20 protein-coding genes are annotated in these 21,813 nt (G+C 40.3%); 9 read left to right on the top strand and 11 right to left on the bottom strand.

The window, feature by feature from the left end:
* The first annotated feature begins 10 nt into the window (after window positions 1–10).
* Window positions 11–562, top strand: a complete 552-nt coding sequence (locus tag KSK37_RS05250; protein WP_217199858.1) for a DUF1003 domain-containing protein — start codon at window positions 11–13, stop codon at window positions 560–562.
* On the opposite strand, the gene rsmA is transcribed toward KSK37_RS05250, so the two are convergent.
* Complete coding sequence (gene rsmA, locus KSK37_RS05245) at window positions 559–1,326, bottom strand: 16S rRNA (adenine(1518)-N(6)/adenine(1519)-N(6))-dimethyltransferase RsmA (protein ID WP_217199856.1); 768 nt, start codon at window positions 1,324–1,326, stop codon at window positions 559–561. The two genes, KSK37_RS05250 and rsmA, sit on opposite strands and share 4 nt — an antisense overlap.
* A gap of 130 nt (window positions 1,327–1,456) precedes the next feature.
* Between rsmA and KSK37_RS05240 the strand changes: the two genes are divergently transcribed.
* From KSK37_RS05240 to rluF, 6 genes are all read left to right on the top strand, one after another.
* Window positions 1,457–2,356: a cell division protein FtsX gene (locus KSK37_RS05240; RefSeq protein ID WP_088360094.1), complete on the top strand. Its 900-nt coding sequence runs from the start codon at window positions 1,457–1,459 to the stop codon at window positions 2,354–2,356.
* A gap of 2 nt (window positions 2,357–2,358) precedes the next feature.
* Window positions 2,359–2,661, top strand: a complete 303-nt coding sequence (locus tag KSK37_RS05235) for a DUF3098 domain-containing protein (RefSeq protein WP_217199854.1) — start codon at window positions 2,359–2,361, stop codon at window positions 2,659–2,661.
* Window positions 2,662–2,755: 94 nt separating this feature from the next.
* Window positions 2,756–3,568, top strand: a complete 813-nt coding sequence (locus KSK37_RS05230) for an undecaprenyl-diphosphate phosphatase (RefSeq protein WP_217199852.1) — start codon at window positions 2,756–2,758, stop codon at window positions 3,566–3,568.
* A 415-nt stretch (window positions 3,569–3,983) separates the two neighbouring features.
* Entirely contained in the window at window positions 3,984–4,685 is a 702-nt protein-coding gene (truB, locus tag KSK37_RS05225) for a tRNA pseudouridine(55) synthase TruB (RefSeq protein WP_217199849.1), read from the top strand.
* A gap of 4 nt (window positions 4,686–4,689) precedes the next feature.
* On the top strand, window positions 4,690–5,244 hold the full coding sequence (locus KSK37_RS05220) for a hypothetical protein (RefSeq protein WP_217199847.1): 555 nt from the start codon (window positions 4,690–4,692) through the stop codon (window positions 5,242–5,244).
* Window positions 5,245–5,249: 5 nt separating this feature from the next.
* Complete coding sequence (rluF, locus tag KSK37_RS05215) at window positions 5,250–5,972, top strand: 23S rRNA pseudouridine(2604) synthase RluF (RefSeq protein WP_217199846.1); 723 nt, start codon at window positions 5,250–5,252, stop codon at window positions 5,970–5,972.
* On the opposite strand, the gene KSK37_RS05210 is transcribed toward rluF, so the two are convergent.
* Both KSK37_RS05210 and KSK37_RS05205 read right to left on the bottom strand, forming a co-directional pair.
* Window positions 5,969–6,412, bottom strand: coding sequence for a phosphohydrolase (locus KSK37_RS05210; RefSeq protein ID WP_217199843.1), 444 nt, complete (start codon window positions 6,410–6,412; stop codon window positions 5,969–5,971). The genes rluF and KSK37_RS05210 overlap by 4 nt on opposite strands.
* 3 nt (window positions 6,413–6,415) lie before the next feature.
* Window positions 6,416–8,674 (bottom strand): monovalent cation:proton antiporter family protein, encoded by a 2,259-nt coding sequence (locus KSK37_RS05205; protein WP_217199840.1) that lies wholly within the window; start codon window positions 8,672–8,674, stop codon window positions 6,416–6,418.
* Between the two features lie 241 nt (window positions 8,675–8,915).
* Here KSK37_RS05205 and KSK37_RS05200 point away from each other — a divergent pair, with 241 nt between their 5' ends.
* Window positions 8,916–9,257 carry a hypothetical protein gene (locus KSK37_RS05200; protein WP_217199839.1) on the top strand — a complete coding sequence of 114 codons (342 nt, stop codon included), beginning with the start codon at window positions 8,916–8,918 and terminating at the stop codon, window positions 9,255–9,257.
* A 73-nt stretch (window positions 9,258–9,330) separates the two neighbouring features.
* On the opposite strand, the gene KSK37_RS05195 is transcribed toward KSK37_RS05200, so the two are convergent.
* The 4 genes from KSK37_RS05195 to KSK37_RS05180 form a co-directional block, all read right to left on the bottom strand.
* Window positions 9,331–9,999, bottom strand: a complete 669-nt coding sequence (locus KSK37_RS05195) for an alpha/beta fold hydrolase (protein ID WP_088360084.1) — start codon at window positions 9,997–9,999, stop codon at window positions 9,331–9,333.
* 12 nt (window positions 10,000–10,011) lie between these two features.
* Complete coding sequence (locus KSK37_RS05190; RefSeq protein ID WP_217199837.1) at window positions 10,012–12,591, bottom strand: phosphatidylglycerol lysyltransferase domain-containing protein; 2,580 nt, start codon at window positions 12,589–12,591, stop codon at window positions 10,012–10,014.
* Entirely contained in the window at window positions 12,569–13,213 is a 645-nt protein-coding gene (locus tag KSK37_RS05185) for an MFS transporter (RefSeq protein WP_217199835.1), read from the bottom strand. Before KSK37_RS05185 ends, KSK37_RS05190 begins: the two co-directional genes overlap by 23 nt.
* Window positions 13,214–13,275: 62 nt before the next feature.
* A complete protein-coding gene (locus KSK37_RS05180; protein WP_217199833.1) occupies window positions 13,276–16,713 on the bottom strand; it encodes a trifunctional glycoside hydrolase family 18/polysaccharide deacetylase/glycosyltransferase family 2 protein in 3,438 nt (1,145 codons plus the stop codon).
* Between the two features lie 646 nt (window positions 16,714–17,359).
* Here KSK37_RS05180 and KSK37_RS05175 point away from each other — a divergent pair.
* Window positions 17,360–17,686, top strand: a complete 327-nt coding sequence (locus tag KSK37_RS05175) for a helix-turn-helix domain-containing protein (RefSeq protein WP_217199831.1) — start codon at window positions 17,360–17,362, stop codon at window positions 17,684–17,686.
* Between the two features lie 78 nt (window positions 17,687–17,764).
* Here KSK37_RS05175 and KSK37_RS05170 read toward each other — a convergent pair whose 3' ends face one another.
* From KSK37_RS05170 to KSK37_RS05155, 4 genes are all read right to left on the bottom strand, one after another.
* On the bottom strand, window positions 17,765–18,220 hold the full coding sequence (locus tag KSK37_RS05170) for a DUF4265 domain-containing protein (RefSeq protein ID WP_088360079.1): 456 nt from the start codon (window positions 18,218–18,220) through the stop codon (window positions 17,765–17,767).
* A gap of 91 nt (window positions 18,221–18,311) precedes the next feature.
* Window positions 18,312–18,686: a hypothetical protein gene (locus tag KSK37_RS05165; protein WP_088360078.1), complete on the bottom strand. Its 375-nt coding sequence runs from the start codon at window positions 18,684–18,686 to the stop codon at window positions 18,312–18,314.
* Between the two features lie 116 nt (window positions 18,687–18,802).
* On the bottom strand, window positions 18,803–20,593 hold the full coding sequence (locus KSK37_RS05160; RefSeq protein ID WP_088360077.1) for an acyl-CoA dehydrogenase family protein: 1,791 nt from the start codon (window positions 20,591–20,593) through the stop codon (window positions 18,803–18,805).
* Between the two features lie 20 nt (window positions 20,594–20,613).
* Complete coding sequence (locus tag KSK37_RS05155) at window positions 20,614–21,795, bottom strand: acetyl-CoA C-acyltransferase (protein ID WP_217199829.1); 1,182 nt, start codon at window positions 21,793–21,795, stop codon at window positions 20,614–20,616.
* Window positions 21,796–21,813: the final 18 nt, after the last annotated feature.

The following is a 21,813-nucleotide window of genomic DNA, read 5'->3' as shown; positions in this document are numbered from 1 at the left end:
ATTTCAGAAAATGAGCCGAAAAGAATTACGCGAAAGAAATATTAAGTTTCTTGAAAAAGTAACCGACGGAGTAATGTGGTGGATTGGCTCTATTCCTTCACTCATCGTGCATTCCATTGTTTTTATCACGGCATTTCTGTTGCCTTTATTTAATATTGTTTCTGTCGATAAAATGCTGTTGGTTTTAACCACGGTGCTGTCTTTGGAAGCCATTTACCTGGCGATATTTATTCAGATGTCAGTCAACCGCAGTCACGAACATATTGAAGACATCCGTGAAGACATCGAAGAAATTCAGGACGATATTGAGGAAATTAGTGAAGATATCGAAGAAATCAGCGTTGATATTGATGATATTCAGGAAGATATCGAAGACATCGCCGAAGATGAAGACGAAGATGACCACAATGAAAGAGCGAAAAATGTAATGCTGAAAAGCAATGTTTCTTCCAATAAAAACGACATCAAAGCCCTGAGGGAAGTTATTTCACAACTTCAGCAGCAGCTTGAAAATTTAAAAAAGGACGATGAAAAACTGGAAGAAAAAACGCCTGAAAATTAAGCATTTTTCCATTCATTGGTGAACGATATAAAATCCTGAATGCTCAGTTCTTCTGCGCGTTTATCTAAAAAAGGATGATTGTTCAGTGCTTCAGGAATTTCAAGAATTTTCAATGAGTTCGACAGCTTTTTTCTTCTTTGGTTGAAACCTGCTTTCACGATCTGCTTAAAAAGAATCTCATTGCCAACCAATCCTTCCTTTGGGTTTCTCGTCAGTTTTATAACGCCGGATTTTACTTTTGGCGGCGGATTGAAAACATTTTCATGGACAGTGAAAAGATATTCCACATCATATAAAGCCTGAACCAGAACCGACAGAATTCCGTACGCTTTCGTCCTTGGCACGGCCGCAGTTCTTTCTGCAACTTCTTTCTGAAACATTCCAACCATTTCCGGTACGTTACTGTAGAAATCGATAATTTTAAACAGAATCTGCGAAGAAATATTATACGGGAAATTTCCGATGACTGCGACCTGACCGCCGAATGTTTCTTCAATATTGATTTTCAGAAAATCTCCTGTAAAGTGATCATCCTGAAGTTTTTCGTAATGTTGCTTTAGATAGGCAACAGATTCTGTGTCAATTTCCGCCACGAAAATTTCCACATCTTTGTCTAAAAGATATTTGGTGAGCACGCCCATTCCCGGACCTACTTCCAGCACTTTTTTATAATTTTCGAGACTTAGCGCGTCCACGATTTTTTTAGCGATGTTTTCGTCTGTAAGGAAATGTTGACCGAGATGTTTTTTGGCTTTTACGCTCATAAATGCTGTATTCAATAATTAAAAAACGGTGTTGAAGAGATATGCTTTATGTTTTTTTTAACACCGATTTTCTTGGATTCTCCGCAAATTACGGAAGATTTTTTCTATTTTAGCAGAAATTTTTTATTTAATGGCAAAGACAGTTGAAGATTTTAACAAGAGACGGCTTCGCTCAAGCAATATTACGGTTGTCGTGAGTATTGCACTGGTGTTATTTTTATTGGGATTAATGGGTCTTATATTGATCAATGCTCAGAAATACTCCGATTATATCAAAGAGCAGCTTGTGGTGAATGCCTATTTTGATGAAAATTACGATGCGAAAGATTCTGCAAAAATTGTTAAAAGAGAAACCGAAGCTTTCCAGAAAATTCAGAAATTGGCGCCTGTGAAGCGTACGACTTACATCAGCCGCGAAATGGCTGCCGAGGAAGCGAAGAAAAGTATGGGCATTGAAAGCAGCGCACTTTTCGAGGAAAACATTTTTCCTTCTTCTGTGGAAGTTGCCTTAAAACCTGAATACGTAGATCCTGCCAAAATTGACGAAGCCATTAAACAGATAAAAACAGTACCGGGAATTGTTGACGTAAAAAACAACAGTACTTTAATGGTGGAAGTGTACAATAACCTGAACAACATCCTGAAATGGATCTTGGGATTTTCGATTCTTTTTCTCATTTTAGCGGTGGTTTTGATTAATAACTCCATCCGTCTTAAAATATTCTCTAAAAGATTTATCATTAAAACGATGCAGCTGGTTGGAGCAAAACGCAGATTCATCCTGAAACCATTTATAAAAGAGGCTGTTATCTTGGGAGTAATCGGTGCGGTGCTTGGTTTGGCGGTGCTTTTCGGGGCGTGGTATTATTTTATTACCCAAATCGGAACTCCGTTTGCGCAGGACAATAATCAGCTTATTATGCTGGTTGTCGGAATTTTCCTGTTGGGAGTTTTCATAACGGTTTTCAGTACGATTTTCGCGACCTGGAGATTCCTCAGATCAAGTGTTGACGACTTATACTATTCTTAAAAATGGCTAAAAAATATAAAAACTTCTCTGCTGAGAATATCGGAAAAAAAGAAGTGGAAGTTCCCCAGGAAAACACTTTCTATTTTGGTAAAGAAAACTATAAACTGATGCTGATTGGTTTGGCACTCATTGTTGTAGGATTTCTGCTGATGATGGGGGCAGACGCCAATACGGTAGACGGGAAATATGATCCAAACTCATGGAACGAAGGGATCTTTTCCATCCGCAGAATCCGGATCGCACCTTTGTTGGTCATCGCCGGTTTTGTGGTAGAAGTATACGCCGTTTTAAAAAGAAACAAGTAGTATTTATTAAAAATAAAGTTCAAACTTTGTCAGTATTTATTTTCAGGGAGAATAAATTTTGGCAAAGTTTTTTAATTAAAAGTTTAGCAGAATAATGGATCTAATCAAAGCAATTATCATTGCAATTATTGAAGGTTTAACGGAGTATCTTCCGGTTTCATCCACCGCACACATGATTTTCACCAGTTCAATTTTTGGGATTCAGGAAGATGAATTTGTAAAAATGTTCCAGGTTTCTATACAGTTCGGGGCCATTCTCGCGGTAGTTTTTCTCTACTGGAAAAAGTTTTTCGATTTCAAAAATATTAACTTTTATCTGAAACTGGCAGTGGCAGTAGTTCCGGCTTTGGTTCTCGGCAAATTGTTTGATGATAAGATCGAAGCCGTTCTCGGCGATCCTGTTCCCATCGCAATCGTACTGATTTTAGGCGGTGTTGTACTGCTTTTCATCGACAAACTTTTTAAAGTTCATATTGTGGACGATGAGAAAGATATTTCTTATAAAAGTGCCATTATCATTGGTTTTTGGCAGTGTCTTGCAATGATGCCCGGAACCAGCAGAAGTGCCGCTTCCATTATCGGCGGAATGCAGCAGAAACTGACCAGAAAAGCAGCAGCAGAATTTTCATTTTTCCTCGCCGTGCCTACCATGTTGGCGGTAACCGTTTATTCTATTTTACTGAAAAACTGGAACCATAACGGTTTAGAACAGAAAGGCTACGAAATGCTGATGCAGGGCAATAACCTGATGCTGTTTTTGGTGGGAAATGTCGTAGCGTTTGTCGTAGCGGTAATTGCCATTAAATTTTTCATTGGTGTTTTAACGAAATATGGTTTTAAACCTTGGGGGTGGTACCGTATTATCGTAGGAATTGCTTTGTTGATTTATTTTACGCAGTTTCAATAGATGTGGAGTTTTCGTGAAAGTAATTCCTCAGATTCTATATTCACAAATACTAAAGGATTTATTTTTTTTGTCATAATAGCAATTCCAGTTTTTTTCGTGTTTTTTAACAATACGCAGAATGAGACTAAGGTAAATAGGATCAATGGAATTTTGGTTAATAATATAAATTATGTACAAAATTCCGAAATTATTGAAAAAAATATTGTAGATAATTGAGGTGGAAGGAAAGGATCTTGGATTAAATTCAGTAATTTAAATAAGAAGGATTTTGATATTTTGTTTTGGGAAAAATTGAGAATTGGTGATTCAATATCTAAAAGGATAGGTAATTCAAAGTTTACTGTTTACAGAGATGATTCTACATTCGTTTTTGATTATTACAATGTTTATTTAAAATATAAAGATCTTCCATAATATGACCCCAGAGGACCTCCTTTCCGGACAAATTATTTTACTCGACAAACCTTTGGACTGGACGAGTTTTCAGGCCGTAAATAAACTGAAATACAAACTCAAAAGCGAGTTTAGCCTTCCAAAGAAATTCAAAATCGGGCATGCAGGAACGTTGGATCCCCGCGCTACAGGTTTGCTTATCGTCTGCACCGGAAAATTCACCAAGAAAATTCCAGAAATTCAGGATGCGCCAAAAGAATATTTAACGGAAATTAAAATCGGCGTGCAGACCGAATCTTACGACACCGAAAAACCGGAAATTCTTCAGCAGGATTATTCCCATATTTCAGAGGATTTTATAAAGGAAACGTTGGAAAAATTCGTTGGAGAAATTGACCAGAAACCTCCTGTTTTTTCAGCCATTAAAATCGACGGAAAAAGAGCGTACGATTTAGCCAGAAAAGGCGAAGAAGTGGAAATGAAATCACGGAAAACCACCATTCTTTATCTTCAGGATGTAGAAATTGATCTGCCTTTCGTCCGTTTTACCGTTGGCTGTTCAAAAGGAACTTATATCCGCAGTCTTGCTCACGATATCGGTCAGGAATTGGGTGTGGGAGCATATTTAACGAATTTAAGAAGAACAAAAATTGGTGATTATTCCATCAAGGATTCTTCGTCAGCCTATCTTGAAAATGATTTCCGGTTTTCGGAAGATAATTAATAAAATGAAGAAGTTTTATTTTTTATTCATCTTTATTTCTGTGTTTGGATTTGCTCAGGAAAAGCCCAATAAACTGGCAGTTTTCGGCACGCTTGAGGTCGGTGCAGGTTTTGATTTGGCAGATATAATCAGGACCAGTCAGGCTAAAACTGATTACGAAAAAAGTCAGCTTCCGCCAGGGAAATTTAATTACGGATTTACTTCGCAGATCGGTTTCCAGCCTCTGCACTGGTTTGCATTAAGCGGCGGTTTGCGCTACAGCTACATTGATCCCAATTATCATATGCTTTATGCGATGGTGCAGCCGAGTTTCTTTCTCGGTGATCCGAAAGATGAAGATTTTCTTTATATTTATGGAAGTTTCGGAACGAAGATTAATCATACCGCCTCTAAAAATGCCGGTTTTGCAGGGATAGGAGTCGGAAAGATTGAACCGTTAAATAAACATTTTGGTCATAAATTTCAGCTTTATCTCGAGGATCAGATTTTGGATGGTGAAGGGAATATTTTTATTGGACTTTCTTATGGAATCGTTATTTTCAGCAACAAAAATTTATAATTACTGTGGATAAAACACGCATCAACAAATACCTTTCCGAAGTCGGATTTTGCTCACGGAGAGAAGCCGACAGAATGCTGGAGCAGGGAAGGGTCACCATCAACGGCAAAGCACCCGAGATGGGCACGAAAGTTTCTGATGAAGACGAAATCTTCGTTGATGGAGTTTCCATCCGCAAAACAGATGAAAAACACGTCTATATCGCGCTGAACAAACCTGTGGGGATCGTATGTACCACCGATACAAAACGGGAGAAAAACAATATTGTAGATTTCGTTAACCATCCGAAAAGAATATTTCCGATCGGAAGACTTGATAAACCCAGTGAAGGTCTTATTTTACTGACTTCTGACGGTGATATTGTGAATAAAATTCTCCGTGCGAGAAACAATCACGAAAAGGAATATATCGTAAGAGTTGATAAACCGATAACCCCGCAGTTTCTTCATAAAATGCGGAATGGTATTCCCATCCTGGGAACGGTTACCAATAAAAGTGAAGTGGAACAGATTGATACTTTATCTTTCAGAATTATCCTTACACAAGGCCTGAACCGACAGATCCGCAGAATGTGCGAATATCTCGGCTATGAAGTAAAGAAACTGAAACGCATCAGAATCATGAACATCAAGCTTGATTTGCCCATCGGAAAATGGCGCGATTTAACGGACGCAGAAATGACGGAGCTGGAACAGTTGCTTGGAGATTCTGAAAAAACCGTGGATTAATATTTATCTTTCAGATATAAATAGGCGGTAAGATATTTATTCAGCCTTTTCGCATCTTTTTCTGTCATCGGTTTGGTGAACCGTGTTAAATCCATATTATCGCGGAGATCATTCAGTTTTACCGCCACAGCAAGCGGAGATCTTTCGGTTTGCTTAATGAATTCCGTATAATCCTGTTCTGGTGGATTTTTCGTCAGGCACTCGACGGCGAAAACGATATCATTCGGGAAACCTTCTTTTAGGAGATATTCATATGATATTTCCGGGCAGTCTTCAATGATATCATGCAGCACTCCTACAATTTTTTCATTATAGGTTTTTCCGTAATTCATCACTCTCATCACATGCCCGATATAAGGCGCCCCGAACTTGTCGGTTTGTCCGCGGTGTGCTTTATCTGCAATTTTTACGGCTTTATTTAAAAGCTCTTCTTTGCGCATTGCTTAAATTTCAGTGTTGAGTTTTTCAATTTTTTTTCGGTTTCCTACTACCCAGACGATATCGTCCAGCTGAAGGATTTCCGAGGATTCGGGATTCAGAATTCTTTCATCACCACGCCTGATGGCGATCACCAAACCATCGGTTTTGTCTCTGATGCCGGACTCCCGGATAGATAAACCTTTTTTTGGGGAATGATGATTGATAAGTATTTTACCCAGTTTAATATAGTCGATGCTTTCCTCATGTACCACTTCCTGGCTGTCAAATACGGGCCTGAAGATCTGGAACTGATCATCAGTTGCAATAATTCCCACTTTATCGTAAGGCATCAGAATCTGAAAACGGTCCGGGGTGTGAATTAGTTTTTCACCTCTACGGATGTAGCCGATGTTTACTCCGTATTTTTCGCGCCACTGCAGTTCGAGCAGGCTTTTTCCAATATAATCAGCAAGCGGCTTCACTTCCAGTTCGATGATATGTACATCCCATGCGGCAAGATTGCTGATTACCTCGGTGTTGCCTGTTAGTCTTGTAAGTGCGTCTTTGTCGGTCTTATTGGAACGGTCGTTCAGATTGGTAATGAATCTTCTTTCAATTCTGTTGTAAAATCTGTTGATTCTCTTCGAGAAAATAATAATCAGAATCATCGCCACCGGAATGGTGATGAAAAACGAAACAGTAGTGGACGCAAACCGATCAAGGAAAAATCCGAGAATCGCAATTCCAAAAGCGATACGGGCAATTTCAATGATTAAAAGCGGGCCGCGGTTGTATTTTGTTTTGGTCCAGAGTTCTTTGTAGGCAACTGAACTCGGTCTTTTTACCATTAAAGCCCATAAAAACGGCAAAATAAATAGGATAGGAAGCGCATTGCCGATAATATTTTTAATATCGTTGCTTTCGACATTTGCATTAATTGCCGGAATTACAAATCTGGAGAACAGCAGATATATCGCAATAATGATAATTCCGTTGATGACGATAATACGGCCATAGTTTTTCAGAATGGTCTGCCAGCTGGTTTCGGCCTGAATATTTTGGGTGTTGGAAGAATATTTATTGATTCTTGCAATATATTTTGGCGGTATTACTTTAACGAGCCAATTGTAAAACGGCTCGGAAAATTTAATTAAGTAAGGAGTTGTAAAGGTGGTAATCGCTGAAACTCCTACTGCTACAGGGAAGAGGAAATCTGAAATTACGCCCAAAGACAGACCCAATGTCGCTACGATAAAGGCAAATTCCCCAATCTGAGCCATACTCATTCCCACCTGGACCGACTGTTTCAAGGGCTGCCCCGCAATTAAAGCACCCAGCGCTGAACTGAACATTTTCCCGAATAAAGTTAATAAAGTCACGATTAAAATAGGCCACGCATAGGTAATCATCGCTTCATAATTAATCATCATTCCTACCGAAACGAAGAAAACAGCACCGAATAAATCTTTAACCGATTTCAAAGTGTGTTCCACTTTTTCGGCAATGGTGGTTTCAGCAATAATGGATCCCATCACGAAAGCGCCCAATTCGGCAGAAAACCCTACTGAAGTGGCTATCAAAACCATTCCCAGACAAAGTCCGATTGATATGATCATTAAGATTTCATCATCGACAAGGTGTTTGATTTTCTTCAAGAAAGTTGGAAGTAAAAATATTCCCAGCAAAAACCAGAGACTCAAAAAGAACAGCAGTTTTGCTACAGTAAACAGGATTTGGGTACCTTCAAATTCTTTGGTAACTGCAATGGTGGAGAGTAATACCATGAGTAAAATCACCACGATATCTTCCACAACGAGAACGCCGAAAACCGTTTTGGCAAAATTTTTCGTCTTGACACCAAGTTCGTCAAACGCCCTGATAATAATGGTAGTGGAGGAACTGGCGAGCATACCGCCGAGAAACATACTGTCCATCGTAGACCAGCCGAGCATTTTACCGGTGAAATAACCGGCGATCGTAATGAAGATAATTTCTACAAAAGCGGTCACAGATGCGGATCCGCCGACATTCATCAGTTTTTTAAAACTGAATTCGAGTCCGAGACTGAAAAGGAGGAATATAACGCCGATCTCTGCAAGTGTTTTAATATTTTCCCCATCAGCGACAGAAGGAAAAATTTTGAAATTTGGGCTCACTAAAAATCCTGCAATAATATATCCTAAAACGAGCGGCTGCTTTATTTTCCGGAAAATAAGAACGACAATTGCCGCTACGATTAATATTAATGCTAAATCTTCAATTAACTTTGGTAAGTGTCCCATCTTGCGTAAATCTTGGTTTTTCCCAAAAATAAGGAAATGCTTTAATTTCTCAAAGTATTTCCCCTTTTAATTTTCTGCAGTGTATTTTTTGCTTCTCTGTTCTTTCTACTTGATAGATCTTTTGGTTAAATTGATGAATAAGTAATAAATTTTAGTTAAAGTTTTGATTTTTAATGTATTGGTTTTTATTTATTGATAGATTTACTAGATCAAATCAACTAAATTTAAATTTTAAAAAACAATGAAAAAATTAGTTACCGCAATGTCACTGCTCTTAGGATTAGGACTTGCTTCCGCACAACAAACCCATCCTGCCGCAGTTTCTAAAACTGCACCTGTGAAAGCCGTAAAAGGGGATCAGCACAAAAAAGAAATGCCTGCCACAGTACAGGTTCATTCAAAAGAAAAAGCCGTTGTTGCAAAACCTGCGGTAGCTGTAACTCCGGTTCATAAAACTGAGCCGAAGATGGTGGCAAGTACTGGCATGAAAATGAAAAAAGACGGTACACCGGACAAGAGATATAAAGAAAACAAACATCTGAAAAAAGACGGAACGCCGGATAAACGATACAAAACAAACTGACAGATTTTCTGTAAAAATGGCCTCACTTTAAGAAGTGAGGTTTTTTTCGGTTTATTCTCTAAATTATTAAAGTCTAAAAGTAAGGAATCAGACGGTCAGCAAGCATTTTAGTATTTCCGCTGAAATGATGGTTTCCTTTCACATGAAGAAACTGGTAACCTTTAAGCGAAATTTCAGCAAGCGGAAAATGATAGTATTCGAAATCGCTCACCACCAAAAGCAGAGGTGCTTTTTTAAGGCTGTTGATTTCGTGAACGACACTGAAACCGTATTCTTTATCGCTGATATATTCGGAAAGACGGACTTCAAAATCATTTACTTTTGAGGGCCCGATAATGACCAGTTTTTTGATGTTTTTTTTAAATTCTGCATCGAAACGGTTGTAAACAAAAGGCGAAACATCCGCGCCGTAAGAATAGCCGATGATAATGATCTGCTTATTTTTCCGTTTGGAAATGATGTTTTTCAGATAATTTTCGCTGTCCTGTGAGGTTTGTAACGGTGTTTTCTTGTCCCAAAAGTATTTTTTAGAATTTAAAGCGAAAACATCGTAACCGTAACGGTGCAGATTTTCTGCAAAACTTTTGGAAAAATTATTGAAACCGCCATCACCGCTGATATAAAAGATAACCGGTTTATCGCTGTTGCTGTTCCATACAGTCACTGGAAAAGCTTCTTTTTTACTGCAAGAAACTGCGAGCAGGAAAAGGAAAACTCCGAATATTTTAAATGTTTTTTTCATGATCTTTCTCCCTTACGGCTTCATAATTTTATTCAAAGCGGTGGAGATCTGAAGCAAATCAAAATCGTTGCCGTAAACCAAATATTTGTTTTCCCAGGTATCGGCATATTTTTCCTTGAAATCGCGCAGCGACTGATAATGCCTGAAACTTCCCAAACGGTTATAAACAAATTTCAGTATTTCTTCAGCAGTATTATCCGGTTCTTTTTCCCCGCCAAGTGGTGTCAGACCGAGATTGATGTATTTTAAATTCTTCTGTTTGGTGTATTCCACCAGTTTTACGATCATGGCATCCATGCTGCCGTTCGGTGCATTGGCTGTTCTGCGGATTAAATCATAAGTGCATTCGTCAGCTGCAAAATCCGGGATAATATTGAGGAATGCTTCGATTTCACCATTTTCGTTTTTTAGAATAATTAAATCCTGACCGCTAATTTCTTTGGCATCGAACATTCCCTGTGAGAAAACCATTTCCTCCTTGTCAAATTCCTTCAGCCATTCCTCCGAAATTTTTTGGATCTGACTGATGACACCGCTTTTCTGCGGATGAAAGAGAATTTCAGTAGTGTATCCTTTTTTGGATAAAGAATTTAAGCCGTTGCGCAGCGATTTTTTCTGTTTTCCTTCCAGCGTGAAGTTTTCCACGTTCATAATCGCTTCCTGACCGATAAATAAATGTTGTTTTTTAAAAGATTTAAAATAAAAAAGACTGTCTCTGTCAATTCTGTAATAGGCAGATTTCAATCCGTTCTTTTTACAGTAATTTTCAAATTCGGCGATAACGGTTAATTTATTTTCTTCGGCGCACACCGGTTCTTCCAATGCCACCGCGAAATTATTAGCGATACGGTAAGAAACAAAACCTTCCGCTTCTTCAGAAAAATACAGCAGCTTTTCCCTGGAAATTTTAAAAAAGTCCAAAGCGGAATCTCCGTACATTTTCACCAGGTTTCCGGCTTCTTCAAAGTCTTCCTCATCTTTATCGTCAGTGACCAGTTTTCTTACATTGAACAGCGAAAAAATCAGCAAAAGCCAGGAAGCAATTCCGAGGAAATAATTGATGTATTCAAAATCGCGGGCAAAACCGGTTTTTGCGTTCAGGCCATTATCTGTAAAAAGCAGAAAGTTCTGAAGGGTGTAATAAATGGCTTCGTGCCAAGTAAAATCAATTCCGAAATGCCTTTTGTCAATGAAATAAAAACTTAAGAAATTAAAGATAAAGATGGCAGCTAAAGTTCCCAAAAGCCATGAAAACCCTGTTCTTAAAAATTTTCTGTTCGACTGTAAAATGTATTCTTTCCGGCTGTAAATCAACAGTGCAATAATACTCATCGAAATGAGTGCTTCTTCATAATCAAGTCCTTTCAGCAGATTACCGAAAAGAGATACGATGGCGAGTCCGAGTGCAAAATACCAGCCTCGTTTTAAACCGCGAATCAGATAGGCGGAAGTAACGATCAATAAAATTCCTGCAATCAGTGTTAAAATTTTTGACAGATGCAGCGTGCCGTCCAAAAAATAACTTTTTTCGAGGTGAAGTCTTGCGGCAAGCGGAGGAGTCATGACGGAGATAATATTGATGATTCCCAGAAAAAAGATTGAAATTGCCGGAAGAATTCTGGTGATAATTTTGCGGCCGTTCCATAAAAAGGCGAAAATACCGAATACCAAAGGCAGCCAGAATTCAAAAGTCCTGTAAAGAAGGGTAATTCCCAAGCCTTGAGTGTGGCTGTATCCGAAATTGGCGAGAATGTAGATCAGGGAAAATTCCACCGCTCCCAAACCTCGTAAGAACGGGGAAACCAGCATCAGCAGAACTGAAATTGTATATCCGATTGCCGCGGCCGAAAAAGAAGGTTCCGCACCGAAGGCATACATTGCAATAAGCAGGTGAAAAATCCCGCAGAATTCAATAAGTACAGAAATAAAGATGGTGAGATAAAAATATTTTCTGTCGATTTCGCCGCCGAAAATTTCGTCAATCTGCGGAATCTTTTTTGGAAAGTATTTTTCCAGCACTTTAAAAAACATTCCTTTCTGACGGAGCGAATTCATCATCCAGAAAATGAGAGCGATAAAAATTCCGACAGCTAAAAGCCAAAGGCCGGAATTTCCTAAGTTTTTATTGAATACCGCAGCATAAGCAACTACCGGAATGCCGACTAAAAACACCGTTAAAATTCCAATGAACCCGAAAATTGCACTTGCTTTATGAATACTCTGTTTGCCGCCGTTTTTGCGCTGAATCTGTTTAGGTGTAAAAGCCAGAGAACTGATGCCGCCCGCAGGAAGAAATACGCTGAGGAAATTTCTTTTCAGAAAAAGTTCCACGGCGTCGGGAAGGGAAAGTTTTGCGCCCACCGTACGGAAACTCGTGATATACATCAGCGCCTGCAGCAGGACATAGACGAAAGTTAAAGCAACTCCTGCGACCACCCAGACGGTTTTGGCGTGTTCGATCTGCGGGATGATGGAAGCCATTTCTTTTCTTTCGCTGCGGAAAAACACGAAAGCCAGGAACAGTATCAGCACTGCTAAAATTTCTTTCCAGCGGATCTTTTTAATTATTTTATTCAGGTTGAGTTTCGTCATCTACGGTTTTTTGAATTTCTGTTTTAGGTTCGGTAATGGAAATAATCATTGAAATTGCTGAAGCAGTGATCATGAAAATTCCGCCGCTCATTATTGTTTTTATCATTTCGCCATGAAACAAACTTTTCGTCATGAATGCCAGCAAAAATGCTGCAATTGCCTGAGGAATGAAGGTGGAAAAATTAAATACCGAATAATACTTTTCGCTTTCTTCATCCGGAGCCATTTCGCCGACCAGCAGATAAGGCGTTGTCGAAATACTGCTCCAGGCAATTCCAATAAAAACAAATGACAGCAGCAAAAGGTATTTTGAATGGATAAAATTCATGGAAATTAAACCAAGTCCGCCAAAAAATAAAGCTACGGAATGTACGGCATATTTTGACTTTCTTTTTAATATTTTATGCAAAGCGAAGGTGAGGCTTGCCCCCAAAACGCTGTACAGTGCGAAGCAGATTCCGACCCATTGTGTTCCTTTTTCGAAATCGATGCTTTCAGCATTTACGGTGTTGAAGAAATATTTGGAAATAACTGGCGTTGCATAAATCCACAGCGAAAATAAACCCAGCCACGTGAAAAACTGCACCAGAAATAAAGGTAAGAGCTTTTTGTATTTTAACATGATTTCAATCCTGTGCGTTGGTGACTGTTAAAAATAATGATTATAAAAAAATCAGCGGACTTTTAAGCTGTTTTTACGTTTCCGGTTCTGTTGAGTACGCCCCAGTTCTGTATTTCGCCCTTCACTGCTTTGCGGACAGATTTGAATAAGATATAATACATCAGCTGCCGGTAAACCAATCGCTGCGGAATCATCCATACCAATTTTCTGAAATCTTCTTTTTCAAAGGCAAAAGCCAGTGATGCTCCGGCAATATCAACCAGGGAGAAGATGAAATAGTAAAGGATAATATGAGTCGGATCTGCCACAATCAGTCCCAATCCCGATAAGATCAAACTTACCACGAGGAGCAGATCTGCGAGCGGTGCCAGAAAAGGAAGCAAAATCTGATAGAGCAAAATATTGGGTAAAGCCACTTTCCCGAAGTTTTTATATTTGGTTCTGAAGATGGCATCGCGGTGTTTCCAGAAGCTCTGAAGAATCCCGAAACTCCATCTGAATCTCTGTTTCAGAAACTGACCGATGGTTTCCGGTGCTTCGGTGTAAGATATCGCATCGTTACAATTTGCGACAATGTAACCCGCTTTGTGAAGGCGCATCGTAAGGTCGCAGTCCTCCGCAAGAGTATCGGTCGTAAATCCGCCTGCTTCCAGAACCGCTTTTCTGCGGAATGCCCCCAAAGCGCCGGGAACTACCGTGATACAGTTCAGTAACGAAAAAGCGCGCCTGTCAAAGTTTTGAGAAGTGATATATTCAATGCTCTGCCATTTGGTGATCATATTGATTTCGTTGCCCACTTTTACATTTCCCGCTACAGCGCCTACGTCCTGAGGATTTCCCTCCAGATAAAAACTGTTCATGAGTTTGGAAACGGCATCGCTTTTCAGTTGCGTGTCTGCATCAATACAGATGACAAATTCAGCGTCGGTATGGGAAATACCGTAGTTTAAAGCGGAAGCTTTGCCGCCGTTCGGTTTGGTGAGAACCTGTACTTGCGGGTTTCCTTCAAATGCTTTTCTTACGTTTTCAAAGGTTTTGTCTTTACTGCCGTCATCCACAAAAACTACCGTAAGATCTCGGTAATCCTGTTTCAGTAAAGAATCCACGGTTCTTGAAGCATTGATCTCTTCATTGTAAGCAGGAACGATCACGGCCACCTTTAAGCCATCAGGAATTCCTTTGAAATCAGCCAGCAGTTTTTTCTCTTTTCTGGTTTGAAGATAGGCGAGAACTGCCATCAGAATCATTCTTCCAATGGAAAGGAAAATCCCCACCAGAAAAAGGGAATAGATGATCTGGCCAAGCCAGTAACTTGCGGAAGCGAAAAAGAAATTCAGATCGTTTTTCCAGTTTCTTTTCACCGGCGGCATCAGCTGAGTTTCAGGAACATTCATTAAGTCGGCTACTGTTGTGAAAACACAGCCTTTATCTTTGAAATATTTAATGATTGCCGGCAGTGCATCCACGGTAGGTTGGCGGGTATCTCCGCCGGAATCGTGCAGGAGAATAATACTCGCGTTGTTTTGAGTGGCAAAACGGATGGTGCGGTTGATGATGGAATCTTTGGTCATTTTCGGGTCCCAGTCGTTCGGATCTATGCTTTCTCCTACGGCGATGTAGTTTTCTTTTTTGCTTCTTGCGAGCGGTTCCAGCTCTTCATAAGTCTGAGGTTCTGAATCGGCATTGTAAGGGGCGCGGAAGAGGACTGTAGATTTTCCCGTAATACATTCGATCAGTGAGCGGGTGGTTTTGAGTTCGAGGGCGGCCCGTTCGGGAGACATTTTCGCTAAATTACCGTGAGTGAAAGTGTGATTCCCGATTTCGAAACCGTCGCGGTTGATCCGCTGTACGAGCGGAATATTCGCTTCGGCATTTTCGCCGATCAAAAAGAAGGTTGCCGGTACTTTCTCTCTTTCCAGAATATCTAAAATTTTCGGCGTGAATTCAGCATTGGGACCGTCATCGAAAGTGAGAATGATTTTGTGGCCGGGTCCTATCTTGGTGCTGTCTTCTGCAAATTTTTCATAAAGAAATCCTGAGGGCAGCTGAGTATAGGTTTCGCCAGCGATCAGATTTTCGGCTTTGTCGGTTTCAATTTTCAGTCTTCCCTGTTCAGGGGAGTAGAGGATGTTGATCATTTCGCCGCTGCCTATTGCCGTGGGTTTTGCATTGAAATTTTGCGGCATCATTTCCAGGATGGAGTACAGGAAAGGTTGTTTCGCCAGTGCTTTTGAACTCAGGTCGCGTCCGTAAAAGCTCCAGATGCGGGGATCTTCGCTGCCCAGACGCCATAATGCGGTTCCGGCGTTGCGGTAGTCATCGGAAAATCTTAAAATATTATAAGCCGTGGCGGCGTCCGTAAACCACACATCATTTTTTGAGGCGAATTCATAGGCGCTTCCGGAGAAGTTGTACATGTAGTGCAGATTGTAGGAATTGTCATCAAAATGGATATTCGATTTCGATATTTTTGCCCTGTCGATCGCCTGGCTGTAGGTAATGTCTTCGGTATGCGTTCCGTTTTCATCGGTGATCCACTGTCTTCCGTACGCACCTACGCCGAGAATGAGTTTTTCGGAAGGGATGTCCTTCGCAATCTGATCCAGCTGTTTTTCAATCCATTTCTGGTCGCTGATGGGGCCGGCCTGTGAAGAATCGTTGAACTGGTCATAGGCCATGATGATAAAATAGTCGGTATAATCTTTTAAATATTTAATATTATAATCGGAGTTATCCGCCATTACATCGATGGATACAATAAGGCCGCTGCTTTTGAACTGTGTGTAAAGATTCTTCATGAAAGCGTTCAGATACTCATCCGAATTTTCATTCATTTCCTCGAAATCGATATTGATCCCCTGAAGTTTGTTGGCTTTCAGAGTAGTGATGATCTGGGCAATCAGCTGATTCTGTATTTTTTGATCGTGCAGAACGGTATGCAGCAGATCAGCGTTGAATTTTCCCTGTTTGCCGGGAACCGATATAAAGTTGTTAAGAATCGGCTGAATGCTCAATCCGTAATGTTTCATCACCGAAAGCGCTTCCTTGTCGATCCGGGAATCTAACTGAAAAGTCTTTGGATTGATGAAAAACCATTCCGGATAAATGGTGTTGAGTTTGCCGCCGTTGGTCCGCAGATCCTGCAGGGAAAGCGGGCTCCAAGGAACATAAAATGCCGAACGGATCAGTTTCGCATCCGTTACACTCCGGTTTTTTTCTTCATAGGCAATCCGTTTGTTGAGAAAATCTTTGAAACCTTTGAACTTTTTGTTCAGCGGCGTGGCGAGGGTGAAAGTATTGGAAGGATCCACTTTAGATTTAAACGAACTTCCTATGGATTTCATCGTCGGCATCAGCGGGTTTTTCCCGTTATAAACCGCCACTCCCACAATAAGGAGAATAAGTATTAAAACAGCTGAAACAATACGGATCGTCCATTGCGTGGTTCTGTACCGTGTTGCATTATCGGTTTGAAATACCTGTCTGGAATGATCAGCCATCAAAAATAGTTTTAAACAAATTTAGTTTTATAAATGAATCGGTATCAGATTTCTGACATTAAAATTTTGTTAAAATTTTAAGTTTAAAAACCGCTGTCAGGCAGATTGCTTTGTACACCATCAACCCATGTTGAAATTAAAACGGAAATTTTTGCCTGTTTAATTATCCTCAAAAAATGTTTGAATTTTTGGCGATTCAATAATTAGAGTAGGCATAGGGTGTCTATAAGGTCTGTATAGGGCGTCTGTAAGGGGACATTAGGAAACCTCCATTATGAATATTTAAAAATAAAGTCGGTTTTTTTGCGAACCGTTAAAATAGGGTTGTGGCGGTAGGAGAAGTGGAGATTTGGAGGGGATTTTTGATGAGGCTGGTGCAATTTATATTCATTTAATGGTCCGGATGCTTTGATTAAGGTAATAAATGCATCTCTTTAGAGGTAATTTAATAGGTAAGATTGTAAAATAACAGTCTAAGATGTTAACAAATATCTTCTAAACTGATAAAATGGAGTCTAAAGCTTCTATTGATTAGTCTAAAATGCAAATGAATAGGTGTAAGATGTAAATGAATAGGTTTAAGATCTATATTTATTAATCTTAGTTATATATTTATTATCTTTAAACCTCATTAAATCATTGAGTTATGATGTCTTCACACACTTACCTGAAACCCGGTGCCCATCCTTACCCGCATATTGGGCAGTTTATCCGGGCGAAACTCCGCGAACTGCATATTTCAACGACTGAAGCGGCAAGAAGACTGGGCGTTACCACCAGCGCGGTGCACGCGTATTATAACCAGCCCTCGCTGCAGTTTGGGATCATCTGGAAACTTTCGATGGCGCTGAATTACGATCTGCTGTCGGATCTTATCGCCCGTTACCCGGAAAATTTCCCCGTAAAGCCCAACCCAAAACTGGCCGAACTGGAAAAGGAAGTGGAGATTTTGAGGGGATTGTTGAGGAGGTAGGCACTTTATTGTTTTCCACGCGAAGGGATTGACTTTTTCGAATTTTATTTCGCGCGTGAGTGGTGATGCTGCTATTTTTCAGTAATAATGGTTTTCAGCTAAATTTGGTTCAGCGTAACCAATTTTTTCTTGCTCTTCTAATTCTACTAATTTTTTTCTAATGGGTTTATAATCTAAATGTTTTGGAACCTCAATTACAAAATACCCTTCACTGAACTTTTCAGATTCGCATCCTAAAGAATTAAAAGTTTCACGCAAATCATTTGTAACAATAGTTTTGTCCATGACCACCACTTGAATCGTGGAGTTTCCAGATTGCTCAATCGTTTTTCTGTAAATTAATCTTTGTTCATCTTCATCATATTCTGCGTAAACTATGTCATCACAAGATACAGAAGCATAAAATGGAATATTCGCAAGTTTGTATAAGCCTTTTTCTGCATCTACGGTCTCTGCCCACATTGTTTCCACTGTCCATTCTTCTAAAACATCGCTAAAAAATCTAAACAATATTTTTACGTTTTCGTCTTTCATTTGCAGGGTTTAAGGTAGTTTCACATGACTGCCAAATATACACAAGTTTATTAATTATGATAGTGGCTGCCTGATTCCGACATGTTAGCCTTTATCTTATTAAATATTTTGAAAATGTATAATACAAGCTGTCAGATTTATATATATTATAATTATTTGTAGTGTATAGGTAATTCTCAAAAATTACCAGAGTTGAACTATTGTATTCTTTATCAAAATCGATTTTATAAGATTTATTATCATTTATGCGAATCAATTCAGTTTCGTGAATCCATGGAAGAAGTGTCTTACTACTTTCTATTTTAAATTTTGCAGGTTCATTCAAATCATAAAATTCATTTTCAAAAATTTTATCCTTTACTTCTCTTGGAAGGTCAGAATATTTAATATCAGATTTAATTAATGTTAAATCATTACATCCGATTAAAATTAAACTTGAAATTGCAATGTAAATTATTGTTTTCATTTTCGAAAAGGTCTCAGCTAACTTCAAATATACACAACTTTACTAATTTTCAAAAAGTTGCTAAAAAAACGCCCCGGTTTCCCGAGGCGTTTCATTTGTATTTTTAGAACTCTATTCTAATAATGACCTTTCTCCACATAATGCGCTGCGATTTTTTCTGTCAGTGCGATTACGTTCGGTTGGTTGGTGTATTTGGTAAATCTTCTGAGACCGGAAAGCATCATGCGCTGCTCGTCGCCTTCCGCGAAAGAAACGATGCCTTCTTTGGCTGCTGCGATGATCTTTTCTGTGGCTTTGTAAAGGTTCAGCTGAGCCATCGCCACTTCCACAGAATCTGCGCTGAAATGCTTTTCGGCTCTCAACACCGCTGATTCTGCCATGTAGATCTGGTTCAGGATTTCAGAAGCATTCAGTAACAGATGCTGCTGTTTCTCGATTTCCATCATGTATTTCTGAAGGGCAGCACCGGAAACCATTAAGAATACTTTTTTCAGATTGCTGATCAAAGCTTTTTCTTCGCTTAACAGTTCGGAATAATCAGGCACCTCGAAAGAAGGGATTCCCATCAGCTCTTTTCCGACTGCCATTGCAGGTTTCAGAAGATCGATCTCGCCTTTCATTGTTTTTTTAATCAGCATTCCTACCGCTAAGAGACGGTTGATCTCATTGGTTCCTTCATAGATCCGCGCAATTCTGGAGTCGCGCCATGCAGCTTCCATCGGTGCATCTTCCGAGAAGCCCATTCCGCCGTAGATCTGGATTCCTTCGTCTGCGGTATGCTGGGTAAGATCTGAAACGAAAACTTTAAGAATAGAAGCTTCCACTGCATATTCTTCAACGCCTTTGAGTTCTGCTTCCTGGTGATTCATTCCGCCTGCCGATAATTCATCGATCTTATCCTGAACGTCTTTTGCAACGCGGTAAGAGCCGGCTTCGGAAACGAAAATTCCTGTTGCCATCTCTGCGATTTTCTTTCTGATGGCTCCGAAAGTGGAAATCGCTACCCCAAACTGTTTTCTTTCGTTGGCGTACTGGGTGGCGTGTGCCAGGATGCGTCTCTGTCCGTCAAGGTTTGCAGCGGCTAATTTGATACGGCCAACATTCAGCGCGTTCAAAGCGATCTTGAAACCGTTGTTTCTTTCTCCGAGAAGATTTTCCACAGGCACTTTCATGTCGTTGAAGAAAACCTGACGGGTAGAGGAGGAGCGGATCCCGAGTTTGTGTTCTTCCTCACCGAAAGTCATGCTTGCGGGATCTTCCAGTTCGGAACGGTTGATCACAAAACCGGTAATGTTTTTGTCATCATCTATTTTGGCGAAGAACGTGAAAGTGTCCGCAAATCCTGCGTTGGAGATCCACATTTTCTGTCCGTTGATGATGTAATGTTTGCCGTCTTCAGAAAGTTTTGCTTTCGTTTTCCCGGAGTTGGCGTCAGATCCTGCATCGGGTTCTGTTAAACAGTATGCACCGAATTTGGTTCCTGCGGCTAAATCGGGAAGGTACTTTTTCTTAAGCTCTTCAGTTCCGTAAAGTAAGATCGGTAAAGTTCCGATCCCGGTATGCGCTCCGTAAGCCGTAGCAAGCGATCCGTTAGCACCGGACGCCATATCGCAGGCTAACATCGTGGTAATAAAACCCATTCCCAGACCGCCATACTCTTCAGGCACCGCAACTCCGAGCACGCCCATGTCGCCAAGTTTGCGCATCATTTCTTCGGTTAGCGCGTAATCTTTATGTTCGAAGCGTTCATGGTTAGGAACTACTTCTTTGTCAATAAATTCTCTGATGGAATCGCGGAGCATTTTCTGCTCATCGCTCAGTTCTTCAAGCGTGAAAATTTCACTTGCCGGAATATCTTTGATGATGAATTCACCACCTTTCAAATTGTTTGTAACTGTATCGCTCATTTTATTTATGTTTTTATGGTTTATAGTAATTCGAAAATTGATGCTGCTCCCTGGCCGGTTCCCACGCACATGGAAACCATACCGTATTTGTTGCCGCGCTTTCTCATTTCGTCCAGCAGCTGCACGGTAAGTTTGGTTCCGGTACAGCCCAGCGGGTGGCCCAATGCGATGGCACCGCCGTTGACATTCAGAATATCAGGATTCAGGTTTAATTCTTTTTTAATCGCTACTGACTGAGAGGCGAAAGCTTCGTTCAGTTCAATTAAGTCGATATCTTTTAATTCTAAACCTGCCTGTTTTAAAGCTTTTGGGATCGCATAGATAGGACCCATTCCCATGATTCTTGGTTCTAAACCTGCTGCAGCGTAGGCAACCAGTCTTGCTTCAGGTTCCAGACCTAATTCTTTTACCATTTCTTCGGACATCACGATCACGAAAGCCGCACCGTCACTCATCTGTGAAGAGTTTCCTGCGGTCACTGATCCGCCGTTTGCAAAAACGGGACGAAGCTTGGCTAAGCCTTCAATTGAAGTGTCTTTTCTCGGACCTTCATCTACATTAAAATCGAATTTCTTCGTCTGCATTTTCTGGTTTTCATCCAGAAAATTATATTCTACCGGAATGGAAACGATCTGGTTCGCGAATTTCCCTTCTTCATTGGCTTTTAAAGCTTTCATGTGGGATTCGAAAGCGAACTGATCCTGCTCTTCACGGGAAATTTTGTACTGGTTCGCAACTTCTTCTGCAGTGTAACCCATTCCCCAATAATAATCAGGGTTTGTTTTTGCGATTTCAGTTTCCGGAACCGGTTTGTAACCGCCCATTGGAATGTAGCTCATGGATTCTGTTCCGCCTGCGATGATACAGTCGGCCATTCCCGCCTGAATTTTCGCTGATGCGATTGCGATGGCTTCAGAACCTGAGGCACAGTAACGGTTTACCGTAACTCCGGGAACTTTGTCAGTATTTAATCCCATTAAGGAAATTAAACGCGCCACATTTAAGCCCTGTTCAGCTTCCGGCATGGCGTTTCCTACGATGAGGTCATCGATTCTGTCTTTGTCGAGTTGCGGAACTGCAGCCATTAATTTTTCAATGACTGTTGCAGCCAGAACATCGGGTCTTGTAAATCTCAGACTGCCTTTTGGCGCTTTGCCTACAGCCGTTCTGAAACCTTTTATGATATATGCTTGTCTTGACATTTTTCTTAAATTTTAAAA

Origin of the sequence: Kaistella soli (genome assembly GCF_019038595.1) — a bacterium.
Lineage (GTDB): Bacteria > Bacteroidota > Bacteroidia > Flavobacteriales > Weeksellaceae > Kaistella > Kaistella soli.
The sequence above is the reverse complement of the archived record's forward strand: the minus strand, read 5'-3'. Positions and strand labels throughout refer to the sequence as shown.

Excerpts from the sequence above, each read along its gene's own strand:
- KSK37_RS05240 (WP_088360094.1), top strand. The coding sequence starts at position 1,457 with ATGGCAAAGACAGTTGAAGATTTTAACAAGAGACGGCTTCGCTCAAGC.
- KSK37_RS05155 (WP_217199829.1), bottom strand. The coding sequence starts at position 21,795 with ATGTCAAGACAAGCATATATCATAAAAGGTTTCAGAACGGCTGTAGGC.
- KSK37_RS05195 (WP_088360084.1), bottom strand. The coding sequence starts at position 9,999 with ATGAAAAAAACATTTAAAATATTCGGAGTTTTCCTTTTCCTGCTCGCA.
- KSK37_RS05190 (WP_217199837.1), bottom strand. The coding sequence starts at position 12,591 with ATGACGAAACTCAACCTGAATAAAATAATTAAAAAGATCCGCTGGAAA.
- KSK37_RS05205 (WP_217199840.1), bottom strand. The coding sequence starts at position 8,674 with ATGGGACACTTACCAAAGTTAATTGAAGATTTAGCATTAATATTAATC.
- KSK37_RS05180 (WP_217199833.1), bottom strand. The coding sequence starts at position 16,713 with ATGGCTGATCATTCCAGACAGGTATTTCAAACCGATAATGCAACACGG.
- KSK37_RS05230 (WP_217199852.1), top strand. The coding sequence starts at position 2,756 with ATGGATCTAATCAAAGCAATTATCATTGCAATTATTGAAGGTTTAACG.
- truB (WP_217199849.1), top strand. The coding sequence starts at position 3,984 with ATGACCCCAGAGGACCTCCTTTCCGGACAAATTATTTTACTCGACAAA.
- KSK37_RS05175 (WP_217199831.1), top strand. The coding sequence starts at position 17,360 with ATGATGTCTTCACACACTTACCTGAAACCCGGTGCCCATCCTTACCCG.
- rsmA (WP_217199856.1), bottom strand. The coding sequence starts at position 1,326 with ATGAGCGTAAAAGCCAAAAAACATCTCGGTCAACATTTCCTTACAGAC.
- KSK37_RS05235 (WP_217199854.1), top strand. The coding sequence starts at position 2,359 with ATGGCTAAAAAATATAAAAACTTCTCTGCTGAGAATATCGGAAAAAAA.
- KSK37_RS05160 (WP_088360077.1), bottom strand. The coding sequence starts at position 20,593 with ATGAGCGATACAGTTACAAACAATTTGAAAGGTGGTGAATTCATCATC.
- KSK37_RS05220 (WP_217199847.1), top strand. The coding sequence starts at position 4,690 with ATGAAGAAGTTTTATTTTTTATTCATCTTTATTTCTGTGTTTGGATTT.
- KSK37_RS05185 (WP_217199835.1), bottom strand. The coding sequence starts at position 13,213 with ATGTTAAAATACAAAAAGCTCTTACCTTTATTTCTGGTGCAGTTTTTC.
- KSK37_RS05165 (WP_088360078.1), bottom strand. The coding sequence starts at position 18,686 with ATGAAAACAATAATTTACATTGCAATTTCAAGTTTAATTTTAATCGGA.
- KSK37_RS05170 (WP_088360079.1), bottom strand. The coding sequence starts at position 18,220 with ATGAAAGACGAAAACGTAAAAATATTGTTTAGATTTTTTAGCGATGTT.
- KSK37_RS05210 (WP_217199843.1), bottom strand. The coding sequence starts at position 6,412 with ATGCGCAAAGAAGAGCTTTTAAATAAAGCCGTAAAAATTGCAGATAAA.
- KSK37_RS05250 (WP_217199858.1), top strand. The coding sequence starts at position 11 with ATGAGCCGAAAAGAATTACGCGAAAGAAATATTAAGTTTCTTGAAAAA.
- KSK37_RS05200 (WP_217199839.1), top strand. The coding sequence starts at position 8,916 with ATGAAAAAATTAGTTACCGCAATGTCACTGCTCTTAGGATTAGGACTT.